The sequence below is a fragment of the Streptomyces sp. S186 genome, from assembly GCF_051603415.1.
Classification (GTDB): Bacteria; Actinomycetota; Actinomycetes; order Streptomycetales; family Streptomycetaceae; genus Streptomyces.
In genome coordinates, this window is record NZ_CP193932.1 from 5,863,883 (window position 1) to 5,875,420 (window position 11,538).

Here is an 11,538-nt window from a genome sequence, read left to right on the forward strand (position 1 = left end):
ATGAGGTGGCGTTGCGTCGTCACGGCATTGGACGGTAGGGACGCCGCCATGAAAGCCTGCACCATATGCGCGTTCTGGACATTCTTACGCCTTTTGCTCTGACTGGCCGCATTGGTGCGGCGCGGGTGGGAGCCCAACTCAAGGACATCACCGAGGTGTTGGGCCCTCCGTGGGCGAGCGGCTCCTTCATCGGGGCCGACGGGCTGCCGTATCTGTACGCGTACGGATGCCTGGAGCTCGGCACCTGCCAGGCCCACTGCCAGACGATCGAGTCGATCGTCGTCCAGACGGACTGGCCCACGATGGAATGGCCGACGCAGGAGCCGGGCCGGGCCGAGACGTTCCCCGGCTGTCCCGCGTACGGTGAAGTCCTGCGGGCGCTGGACGCGGCCGGGTGCCCTTGGGAGCACTACGAGCCGCTGACCGACGACGACCAGTGTGCGATCCGTGTCGCCGACTCGGGTGCCACTTTCGTCTTCAACACCGAGGACGTGCCAGAGCCCATACTCTGCAGCGTGTCGGTGACCGGCCCCCGCCCTCGCACCCACACCTGCGTCTAGGGCGCTTCTGACGGATCTCCTAACCCCCGTGCGCCGGCGACTTTTTGGAGCCGGCGGGGACGGGGCGGTCCTCGCGCAGGGCGGTCCACAGCTCGCGTGCCTGGGGCTGGGCGGCGACGACGCGGTTGGGGTCGGTGGTGTCGTAGTCGACCGGCAGCATCACGGTCTCCATCTTCGAGGTGTCCAGCCCCTTGAGGGAGCCGGCGAAGGAGGCGAGCTTGGTGAGGGAGCCCAGCTCGGAGTCGGTGGTGAGTGCCTTGGTCGCGGCGTTGGCGATGTTGTAGAGCTTGGCGGGGTTGCCGAGGACGTTCTGGCGCTTCGTCTCGGACAGCAGCGCGAGGATGAACTTCTGCTGCAGGCCGATGCGCCCCAGGTCGCTGCCGTCCCCGATGCCGTGCCGGGTACGGACGAAGGCCAGTGCGCGGGTGCCGTCCAGCCGGTGCGTCCCGGCCGACAGGTCCAGGCCGCTCTCCTTGTCGTGGATCGGCCGGTCGAGGGTGACCGGTACCCCGCCCAGGGCGTCCACCAGTCCCTTGAAGCCCGCGAAGTCCAGCTCGACGTAGTGGTCCATGCGCACGCCGGACATCGACTCGACGGTCTTGACCACGCAGGCCGGACCGCCGCTGGTGTAGACCGAGTTGAACATCACGCGGTCCGCGGCGGGCAGGGAGGAGCCGCTCGCCGTGGTACAGCCGGGACGGCTGACGAGGGTGTCGCGCGGGATGCTCACCGCGGTCGCCTGCTTCCGGCCCTGCGGGATATGGACCACCATCGCGGTGTCCGAGCGGGCCGTGCCGCCCGTGTCGCCGCCTGCCAGGTCCTTGTTGGCGCCCGAGCGGGAGTCCGATCCGAGGATCAGGATGTTGCGCGCGCCGTCGTCCACGTCCTTGGGGCGGTCCTTGCCCAGGGCCTGATTGATGTCGACGGTGCTGAGGTTGTTGTCCAGGTGGGTGTACGCCCAGTAGCCCAGACCGCCGGCGGCGACCACCAGGGTCAGAACGGTCCAGCCCAGTGCCCGGCGTATGCGCGCGCCGCGGGTGCGGGGCTTGCGGCGGGTGTGCTTGGTCATGCGGTCGGTGTCCTTAGGTGGTGCGACGAGGTGGCCGGTGTCCCGTGCTCACGAGGAGCGGCGGCCCGTCACGCGGCGCGCCCGTAGGCGCTGCCGAGGCGGGCGTTGCGCGCGCTGCCCCGCTCGAACTGGCTCGCGATGGGGAAGTAGCTGGGCAGGAACGCCGCCAGGATGGCGCTCTGCTCCTCGGCCGGGACGTCCCCGTCGTGGAAGTCGTTCAGGCAGAACACGTCGTGCGGGCGGCTGATGAGCAGCCGGTTGAGCCGGGTGTGGTGCTCGCGCAGGCCGACGTTGACGAAGCCGCAGTTGATGCTGCCGGGCACGCTGCGCCCGGTGTGGTAGCCGAGGTAGTGGTGCAGCGAGGAGGCGACGGAGATGTCGGTGTGGCTGCGCAGCTGGTTCGCCGCGGTCCGTGCCCACGCCTCGGGGTAGTACGCCGCCACGTCCGCCAGGACGCTGCGCCGCAGGGGGTGCGGCGTGTGCAGGAAGGCGTGGGTGAGGGTGCGCCCGAAGACCTGCTCCAGCAGGGCGCGGTTGTTCTTGGCCGCGCTGATGTTGAAATCGTCCTCGGCCGAGATCGGGGTCATCGGTACGGGCGTGGGCGACAGGAAGTGCTTGGCGATCCCGTTGCCGTGGAAGAACAGGTGGGGCTGGAGCGCCCGGCCCAGGAACACGTCGTCGTTGAAGTACAGGAAGTGCTCCGACAGGCCCGGGATGCGGTGCAGCTGGCTTTCGATCGCATGCGAGTTGAACGTCGGCAGTGCGCCGTCCTCGCCGAAGATCTCGCTGTGGTCCACGACGCGCACCCGCGGGTGGGTGAGGTCGAGCCACGGTGGTACCTGGCGGTCCGTCACGATGTGGATGGTGCGGATCCACGGCGCGAACATGTCGATGGAGCGCAGCGAATAGCGCAGCTCGTCGCGGTTGCGGAAACGTGCGGAGTCCGCGGCGGCCACTGCCGGGGCCATCCCGCGCGCGGTCAGAACCGTGTTCTTGCGCGCCAGCCAGGCGGGGTCGTTGCCGTCCACCCACGTGTAGACCGCGTCGACGGGGAAGCCGATGTCATCCGTGAGGGTGCGGGTGTAGGGCTCGATGGTCTGGTAGCTGCGCCCCGTCACCGTGGTCCGGGCCCGTATCAGCGCGTCGCGCGGCACGGTGTCCCCGATCCGGGTACGGGTCGGGGAACGGAAGACCTCGGGGTCCTCCGGGTCGTCCTCCCAGAAGGCGATGTCGCAGCCGTATACCGCTCCGTAGCGCAGTGTCTGCGAGGGCGTGGTGACGGGCCGGTAGACGCGTACCAGCGGGTGCTGAGGGCCGACGGCCCGCTCGGCCAGGCCCGCCAGTGCGGTGCTCTGCACGGCCTGCCGGGCGTTGAGCGCGGCCACGTAGACCGCGGCTTCGCGGTGGTGCGTGGCAAGAGCGGCGAGCACCGCCTCGCGCTGGGAGGAGTGCACGGCCACCGTGTAGCGCAGCGCGTTGTCCCGTACGAGCAGATGTGGGATCTCCGCGGCCTCCAGGGCGCCCACGACCAGGTCGAGGTTGCCCTGCATGACGTCGAAGGGCGTGGCGGCATCGGTCAGTTGAGCCAACTGGCCACCGCTGTACACGAGTTCGGGGTGGCGTCGCGCCACCCGGTCCTGGTGGGCGCGCTGTTCGCGCGGTGCGACGCCGGTGGGGGTGACCGGCGCGCTCTGCGGCATTCCGCCCGCCCCGGCCGTGGCCGCCTGGAGCGCCTGCCGGTCGGCCTTGGCCGCGGCACCCGGCCCACGGCGCGCGGCCAGCAGCTCGCGGAAGAGCGCCTCCCAGCGCTCGGTGACGACCGGCTCGGAGATCCGGCGCACGGCGACGGCGGCGGCCCGGCCCATCGCGTGCCGCAGCGGGGCGTCCTCGATCAGCCGCAGCAGCGCGGCGGCCAGGCCCTCGATGTCGCCCGGCGGCACCAGCAAGCCGGTTTCGCCGTCGGCGATGATCTCCCGCGGGCCGTTGGGGCAGTCGTAGGACACCACGGGCACGGCGGCGGCCTGTGCCTCGCCGAGCACCAGCGGGTACGCCTCGTTGCGGGAGGTCAGCAGGGCGATACCGGCCTTGGCCCACTCTTCGGCCAGGTGGGGGGAGTTGCCGTTGAGCTGCACGCAGTCGTGCAGCCCCAGCTGGTCGATCTGGCGGCGCAGCAGCCCGCTGCAGGGGCCGTCACCGAAGATCCGCAGCGTCCAGAGCGGCTGCTGCCGCGCGACGACGGCCCAGGCGTGGAGCGCGTGGTCGATCTGCTTCTCGGCGACGAGCCGGCCGGCGAGCACGACCGTGCGGGACTCGCGGCTGGACTGGGGGCGGTAACCGGAGGGCAGCGCGTTGGGGATGACGTCCAGCCGCGGTGCCCACTGGCCCAGCGCCTCGGCGAACCAGTCCTTGGTGCGGTGGGTGAGCAGCACCAGCGCGTCCAACTGGGAGGAGAACCGCAGCAGCGGCTCGCCGGAACTGCCGCGCAGTTCGGAGACGCGGTGCTCCTGGTGGACGGTGACCACGTGGGGCGGTGCGAGCTCGACGGCCAGTGCCATCAGCGCCGGAGTCGTGGAGACCAGGATCTCGGTGTCGGTGTGGCGCAGCGCGTGCCGGAGTTCGAAGTCGGTGAGCCGGTTGAAGGACGCGTCCCAGCTGTGGTCGACGAGCTGGCTCGGTTGGGCGGCCAGCGCGGCACAGGCGTCCGCGGACAGCTGAGAGGTCCGCAGCAGCCGCGGCACGGCACCACTGGTGTCGATGAGGTGCTCGATGCGCACCCGCGGGTCGGCGTCGAAGAACCGCTCGGCGGAGGTCTTGAAGACGCTCAGCACACGCACGTCGTGCCGGCCGGCCAGCGCGCCCGCCTGGTTGAGGATGGCCCGTTCGGTGCCGCCGATGGTGTCTGCCGATGTCAGAAGAAAGGTGATCTTCACCGTCGTACCTCGTGCATCTCGGGCATCTGCTCGCAGGTGAAGCGCAGCGTGCCCGCCGTCGTGTAGCGCGGCTGTACGCGCATGATCCGGCCCTCGCCGACCGCCATCACGATGTGCCGGATGGCGAAGACCCGCAGCGGGTTGCGGACGTCGTGCAGGCGGCGGCCGAGCGCGATGCGCGGCCCGCCCTTGACGGGACGGGCGTAGAGCGTCCAGTTCTCCTTGCGCCGCTGCGGGAACATCTCCTCGACGGGCAGACTGACGTGCAGCAGCCCGTCCCCGAGGTGGGCGGCGCGCCGCGTCAGGCTCCGGCCACCCGAGGTGAACTCCACTTCCCAGCGGGACCGCCGGGTGCCCAACACCCGGAACTCCACGTCCGCGCCGGTGTAGCGCAGTTCGGTGCGGGCGACCTCCGCCTGTGCGGCGGGGGACGCGCACACCAGCCGCAGGCGCCCGGTGAAGGTGCGGCCCGCGCGGTGCCGCATGCCCGTCCTCGGGCAGGTCGTCATGGGGCGGGTGGGTCCGCCGTACGGAGTCGGTGGCACGGCGAGCGCGAGGGGGATGCGCTTGCGCCCGCCCGGCCCGCGCAGCACGAGCGTGAGCCGCCAGCGCCCCGGCCGCACCGGCAGGCCACCGAGTTCGGAGCCCAGCAGCACCGTCGCGTCCATGGCCAGGCGGCTGTCGCCGTCGCGGTAGACCCGCACCGGTACGCGATGGCGTTTTCCCCGCCGGGACACCGCCAGTTGGGCTGCGCGGCCCTCGACGCCCTCGCGCACACCGGCCGGCAGGACGGCGTGCAGGCTGAGCGTGTGGCCGTCGAGTACGGCTGCGTACCGCACCGCGGCGGACCAGCGGGAGCGCACCGGGTAGCACACCTTCGCGATCAGCCGGGCGCGCGCCGGAGCGAGCGCGGCGATCAGCCTTCGCCGGGCCGCGCGCGGCAGCGCCGACGGCTTCCTGAGGTGCTTGACGGCAGCCGTGGCACGGGACTTGGAACTCAATGGGCCGTATTCGTGGTGTGGGGGCGGGGGACAGTGGGGCGGCATCCGCGACGCCGCGGCGCACTGCGGTGGGACGGGTGCAGGACGGGGCCGTGGGGGAGCGGAGTGGGCCGCGGAGGAACGCTCAGCTGTCGATCAGTAGGTCATCCATAGGTCAAGAAATCGTCTGCTCCGTGCAAACTCGTGAACCTTAACAAGGTCCTTAGCGTCCTCAACTTCTCAATTCGCCCAAATCGGACACATCGGAGGTAACGAATAAGGATCAGGTGCATCAAGTCGGAGCGACCATGTCATTGGCCACGAGAACAGCGAAAATGATCATAAAGGCGAAAAGGGGCGCGTCGGCCCCTCCCGGCCTCGATGGCCCCGAACGCCGCCTCAGCCGGTGCTCAGCCGACCCTCAGCCATGGCGAGAACACCGGTGCCGCCAGGGCGGTCTGTCGGGCGACGTAGAGCTGGGCGTCGGCACCGACCGCGCCGACCACGCCCCGCCCGAGGGAGTCCACGCTGACCGACGGTGCCCCGATCAGGCCGCCCGCGATGCCGTCCAGGTCGAGGTCGGCCCAGTTCGCCCCGTCGGGGGTGAGTACCGCGCAGCTGACCCCGCCGAAGTCGTTGCGGGTGGCCAGCAGCGCGCAGTCCTCCAGCCCGCCGGCCGCCAGGGCGGTGGCCGCGACCGGGCCGTAACCGCCGCGCCCGCCCCGGCTCTGCGGACCGTGCGGCCAGCCGCCGCCCGGGTCGCCCTGCCGCCCGACGAGCGTCCCGGCGTGCTCGGGCTTGCGGTAGATCGCGATCACCCGACCGTTGGCCAGTACCGCGCTCGTCGTCGGCCCGGCGGGCGTGGACAGCCGGAAGCGGGGCGTCAGTCGCAGCAGCGGCCCGTCCTCGTCCTGGACCCAGTGGGCCACCCGGTCGCGGGCGGGTGCGAAGAGCTCGATCCGTCCGTCGTGGTTCACCGCCGCGCTCAACCCCTCCTGGAGCTGCGAGCCGCGAAGGTCGATCCAGTCGCCCCAATCGCCCGCCGGATCCAGCACCCGTGAGCTGACGCCCTTGCCCCAGTTGCGCACGAACACGTGCAGTCGGCCCTGCCCGTCCACCGCCGCCACCGGCGCCCCCAACTGCCGTACGCGGTCGGCGGAGTCGGCCGGGTTGCCCAGGTCCTGCCACTGGCCGAAGGGGCCGCCGGGCTCTGCCTGGGCCAGATACACGAGCCGGCGGCGATGTGCGTCGGCCCGCGCGCCCAGGGCCGCGTACCGCAGGCCGAAGACGTGCAGTCGCCCGTCCGGGGTGGTGCACACGGACAGCTGCGGCGCCAGCTGCCCGCCGCCCAGCTGCCACGGACCTCCCCACTGCCCGGTGCCCGGTCCGGTCTCCTGCCACACCACGGCCTCGCCGCCCAGTACGCCGAAGGCCGTCAGCCGCCCGCTGCCGTCGCGCCGGAGCCAGTCGGTGCCCCCGGCGTAGCGGTGCGCGGTGCTCTGCACCCATCCCGTGCCCCGGGCGCCGAACCCGACCGAGTAGTCGCCGCTGCCCGCCGGGTCTCCGCAGTCGTAGCCGTCGGCGGCGCCGTAGATGTTGAGGTAGTGCTCCTTGCGCGAGCTCGCGTACACACCGAGGTTGTGCGGCCAGCGTTCGTTGTAGTAGCCGCGGTAGGAGGTGACGGTGAAGGGCCGGGCCGCCCCCGACGAGCGGTGGCGCTCGATTGCCGCCAGCGAGAACAGCGCGGTGTAGGTGTGGTCCTGGTGGTCGGAGTGGTCCCCGTAGTCGTGCCGCTGCGGGAACTGCGCGTTGTGCTCCTGATGGTCCGGGTCGGGGTCCATGATGCGCACGGCCGTGGGCCGGAAGTGCTCCAGCAGCCCGGCCAGTACGTCGACGAGGGCGTCGCGGCCGTAGGTGCACTCCGCCTCGACCGTGCCGCCCGCCGGCACGATGGTGCGCAGGGAGGCGGCTTGACCTGTCCACAGTGTGCGCAGCCGCACCTGAGGGTCCTCGGGCGCGTACTGGCGGAGGTTCAGGAAGACCAGCGTGATGTGCGGGGCGCGCTCCATTCGGCACACCTCCAGCACCGTGCCGTGCGGCCCGCGCATCGCGGTACGCGTCCAGCGCGCGCCGCGGTCGGCCAGCGCCATCGCGGCATACGCACCCATCAGGCCGTTCTGCCGCGCCTTGGCGTACGCCTCCCGGTCGGCCGGCACCTGGTCGCGCGGTTCCCATGGGCGCGGATTGCGGCCGTCGGACTCGCCGTTGGTGAGGTAGACGCTGGTCGTGGGCGCCCCGGAACGGATCGCCTGCAGGACCTCCGGATTCATGAAGTAAAGGTCGTCGTCGGGGTGCGCGAGGATGCTCAGATGCGCCGCCCGCAGCGTGGGCCGGTGGTCGGTGGGCGCGTGCGGGTGCGAAGACATGAAGTGGGGGTCCTGGACGTACGAGCCCGACGGTCTGCGGCGCGAGGAGCACACGGGGTGCAGGCCGCACCCGGCAGTCGAGCGGTTGCTGTCGAAGCGCAAATCATACAGAACGCCCCTCGGAGGTGAATTCGGATATATGGGCCTCCGGCTGGGGGCGTCGCGGGACGTTCGTGGGGGGCGCCCTCGAGGGCGCGAGGGTCGTCGTTCGCAGGGTGAGTCGGATAGATCACAGAGAAATCTGCAACAACGGGTGCAACTGCTCGCGATTGCCCCGGTTTGAGTAGCCAAGGGGGCGGAGGGCCGCATGTGCAGGGCAAGGATTCATTGCCTTCCCTCCTTATTTCGGTCATACGATCAAGGCCCCCCGCACGCACGGCATCACGTCGCGCTGCGGGCTTCCTTCTCTCTGACCAGGAAAAGGCTCCAGTGATTCTTCGCCGCGCCCTCGCGTCCGCCGTCGTCGCCGCAGTGACCGTGCCCACCGTCCTGCTCACCACGGGCTCCGCCTTCGCCGACAGCAAGTCCTCGGCGCAGACGCAGCACAGGCCGACCTATGCGGAGCTGCAGAAGAACGCCGCGGACACGAAGAAGGCGTATGACGAAGCGGTCGCGGCCATGAAGGCCGGGCTGGAGAAGCTGAAGGCCACCATGGCCGCCCTGAACGAGGACAGCCACCCGCTCAAGGCGGCGCGGCTCGCCGCGGAGAAGGCGGCCAAGGCGGCCGGCATCGAGAAGGCGGCCGCGGACCGGGCCGTCACGGACGCCAAGGCCGAGCTGGACGCGGCCACGGACGAGGCCGGGAAGGCCGAAGCCGGCAAGGCGCTCGCCGTGGCCGAGGCCCGGGCCAAGAACGCCGAGGCCGCCCAGGCGGATGCGGACGCCAGGCTGGAAGACGCCCGGGACGCCTGGAGTGACGCCCGCGTTGCGGCGTCACAGGAGTACAACACCTTCTCCGTTGCCCTGAACAAGGCCGGTGCGGCGAAGGATGTCGCCGGCGAGAGGCTCGCCGCCGCCAAGGAGTGCGTGCGGGTGCCGGGCCTGACCGTTCTGGCGAACGGCTTGCCCTCGAAGGTGGTCGCCGGCACCACGGTCGACTTCTCGTTCACCGTGGCCAACGGCACCGAACGCACGCTGGACGTGGACCCGCTGGTCTTCTTCACCCTGCGCACCAAGCAGGAGGACCAGCACTTCATGAAGGTGCAGTGGTCCAACGGCTCGGGCTGGCAGGAACTGGACAGCGTCAACGGGCCCGCCCACATAGCCGCCGTCAAGGCCCTCGGGCCCGGCGCCCGCACCGACGTGAAGATGCGGATGACGATCGAGGACAAGGCGCCGGCCGACAAGGCCTTCGCCCTCCTCGCGGGCGATGCCTCCGACCGGTACAACCCGTGTCTGCTCGGCCCGATGAAGCGCTACGACTTCGAGGTGCTGCCCGTCGGCAGCAAGCCCGGCAAGACCGACGACGCCAAGCCCGGCAAGGTCGAGGACAAGGACCGTCCGAAGCCGAAGGCCGCGTCGAACCCTTCGGCGCAGGGCAACGCCTCGTCCAAGCCGGTAGCCGTCACCGACACCGCCAAGGGCGGCCTCGCCGCGACCGGGACGCCGTCCGCCGTACCGCAGCTCGCCCTCGCGGGCGGCGCCGCCCTGCTGCTGGGCACCGGAGCGGTCTTCGCCGTACGCCGCGCTCGCGGCGTCAGGGGCACCGACTGAGGGGCAAGCGGGGGCGGCCGGGGAGCATGAGCCGGTCACGGCTGCGGAAGGATTTTTCGGCATGTTGCCCAAATGGCGGCCGAATGAAGAGGTTTCGACGTGATCGCGATTCCCCTTCAGTTCTCGGTGAATGCCGATGGGGATCGTGGGACGCACTTCCGGTGGCGGAGAACTGTTCCTGTCGAAGAGGATGCGGGTATTTGGGGTGGATCAGGAGATATCCGGCACGCTCGGCATGAGGCGACGTATTCTTGCCGTCGACGAATTCAGGGGAATGGCCGTGGGTGAGGATTTCTAAATCCCATGGGTCGGGTGTTTTCGCTCGTGGCGCGTGTGCTCCGGTGGTGTGAACGGCTGGCCGCCCGCCTGTAGTTGGGCGGTCGACCTCGCTGTGCGAGTGGATGCGGATTCGTCTGAGCCCCCAGGAAAGTGCGGGTGAGCCCCCAGGAAAGTGCGGGCCGGAATCCGGAACGCTGACGTCCGTTCCAGATTCATGTTGTGGTTATCGCCACACGGCACAAGGGTCGGCTGCCCGCGGGTCTGTGGAAGCATGACAAGCGGACAGCCTGCTCGCCGGTTCGCCGCAAGCGGTGAGCTTCTTCGACCATGGGGCGCCACTGACCAGGGCGCTACGGGGGATACACAATGGCCGAACGCCGCACAGGGAACAGGCTTGCCGTTCTGGACGGGCTGCGGTTGCTCGCCGCATTGATGGTGGTTTTCTACCACTACGTCGCCCTGGCGCGGCCATGGGGTCACGAGACGGACACGATCTTTCCGACCGCCCATAAGTTGGCGCAGTACGGCTGGCTGGGCGTGGAGGTCTTCTTCCTGATCAGTGGCTTTGTCATTTGCATGAGTGTGTGGGGCCGCACGGTGGGTGAATTCGCCGTATCCCGCCTGACCCGGTTGTTTCCGGCTTACTGGACCGGCATCCTGCTCACCGTCGTGGTGGTGAAGCTGTGGCCGGAGATCGCCTCCCTGCGCGGCTGGGACACGGTGATCACCAATCTGACCATGCTCCAGAGCGGAAACAACACGCCCCACGTGGATCCGGTGTACTGGACGCTCTTCGTGGAGCTGAAGTTCTACCTGATCATGGTCGTGGTGATGCTGTTCGGCGTCACCTACCGCAACTGCCTGGTCCTGTGCGGGGTATGGACCGCCGCGGCCGCACTCGCCCCGGTCTTGGGGACGCCGCTGCTCACGGCTTTCGCGATGCCGCAGTACGCGCCTTTCTTCATAGCGGGCATCGCCTTCTACCTGATGCGCCGCTATCGGCCCAACGCGGTCCTGTGGGCGATCGTGATCCTGCAGCTCCTGCTCGCCCAGCGCTATATCGACTACCGTCTGGCAACGAACCTCGGCAAGGCCGCAGCGGACGTTCTGCCCACCTGGCCGGCCCGTTTGCTGATCATTGCGGCCTTCGCTGCCGTCGGCGCCATCGCGCTGGGCGTCTTCGACCGCGTCCAGTGGAAGTGGCTCACCACGGCGGGGGCGCTCACGTACCCGCTCTACGTCATCCACATGAACATCGGCATGACGCTCATCCATCACTACCGCAACAGGATTCCGGCGCCGGTCCTGGTGGCCGCGGTGACCGCTCTGATGTTGGTGGCTGCCTGGCTCATCCACCGTCTCGTCGAACGGCCCCTGGGAAAGTGGCTCCGCACCACGATGCGGCGCGGCATCGACGACGTCCGCCGAAACGTCACGCCGCGCCGCCGGCATGCCCGACCCCTCACCGCACCGCCCGCGCCCACCGCGCCCCACGCGGCGCAGGACGAACGGACGCTGTCGCCTGCGCGGGCGGGGGATTCGGCCTGACGTCGGGCGGCCCGGCGCATCGTTCGGCGGCAA

7 protein-coding genes are annotated in these 11,538 nt (G+C 70.2%); 3 read left to right on the forward strand and 4 right to left on the reverse strand.

Going from position 1 to position 11,538, the window contains the following annotated elements:
* Positions 1-125 precede the first annotated feature (125 nt).
* Positions 126-560: a hypothetical protein gene (locus ACRAS8_RS25235; protein ID WP_438488276.1), complete on the forward strand. Its 435-nt coding sequence runs from the start codon at positions 126-128 to the stop codon at positions 558-560.
* Between the two features lie 19 nt (positions 561-579).
* Here the strand turns inward: ACRAS8_RS25235 and ACRAS8_RS25240 are convergent, their stop codons facing one another.
* The 4 genes from ACRAS8_RS25240 to ACRAS8_RS25255 all read right to left on the reverse strand — a co-directional run bounded on the left by ACRAS8_RS25240 (position 580) and on the right by ACRAS8_RS25255 (position 7,965).
* Positions 580-1,629 carry an LCP family protein gene (locus ACRAS8_RS25240; RefSeq protein ID WP_438488277.1) on the reverse strand — a complete coding sequence of 350 codons (1,050 nt, stop codon included), beginning with the start codon at positions 1,627-1,629 and terminating at the stop codon, positions 580-582.
* A 68-nt stretch (positions 1,630-1,697) separates the two neighbouring features.
* Positions 1,698-4,559, reverse strand: coding sequence for a stealth conserved region 3 domain-containing protein (locus ACRAS8_RS25245; RefSeq protein WP_438488278.1), 2,862 nt, complete (start codon positions 4,557-4,559; stop codon positions 1,698-1,700).
* Positions 4,556-5,560 carry a hypothetical protein gene (locus ACRAS8_RS25250; RefSeq protein ID WP_438488279.1) on the reverse strand — a complete coding sequence of 335 codons (1,005 nt, stop codon included), beginning with the start codon at positions 5,558-5,560 and terminating at the stop codon, positions 4,556-4,558. The genes ACRAS8_RS25245 and ACRAS8_RS25250 overlap by 4 nt, the downstream gene beginning before the upstream one ends.
* 389 nt (positions 5,561-5,949) lie before the next feature.
* Complete coding sequence (locus tag ACRAS8_RS25255; protein WP_438488280.1) at positions 5,950-7,965, reverse strand: PIG-L family deacetylase; 2,016 nt, start codon at positions 7,963-7,965, stop codon at positions 5,950-5,952.
* Between the two features lie 429 nt (positions 7,966-8,394).
* Here ACRAS8_RS25255 and ACRAS8_RS25260 point away from each other — a divergent pair, with 429 nt between their 5' ends.
* Positions 8,395-9,678: a hypothetical protein gene (locus ACRAS8_RS25260; RefSeq protein WP_438488281.1), complete on the forward strand. Its 1,284-nt coding sequence runs from the start codon at positions 8,395-8,397 to the stop codon at positions 9,676-9,678.
* 645 nt (positions 9,679-10,323) lie between these two features.
* Positions 10,324-11,505, forward strand: a complete 1,182-nt coding sequence (locus tag ACRAS8_RS25265) for an acyltransferase family protein (RefSeq protein ID WP_438488282.1) — start codon at positions 10,324-10,326, stop codon at positions 11,503-11,505.
* Positions 11,506-11,538: the final 33 nt, after the last annotated feature.

Coding starts and splice junctions, on each gene's coding strand:
- ACRAS8_RS25240 (WP_438488277.1), bottom strand. CDS start 1,629: ATGACCAAGCACACCCGCCGCAAGCCCCGCACCCGCGGCGCGCGCATA.
- ACRAS8_RS25265 (WP_438488282.1), top strand. CDS start 10,324: ATGGCCGAACGCCGCACAGGGAACAGGCTTGCCGTTCTGGACGGGCTG.
- ACRAS8_RS25255 (WP_438488280.1), bottom strand. CDS start 7,965: ATGTCTTCGCACCCGCACGCGCCCACCGACCACCGGCCCACGCTGCGG.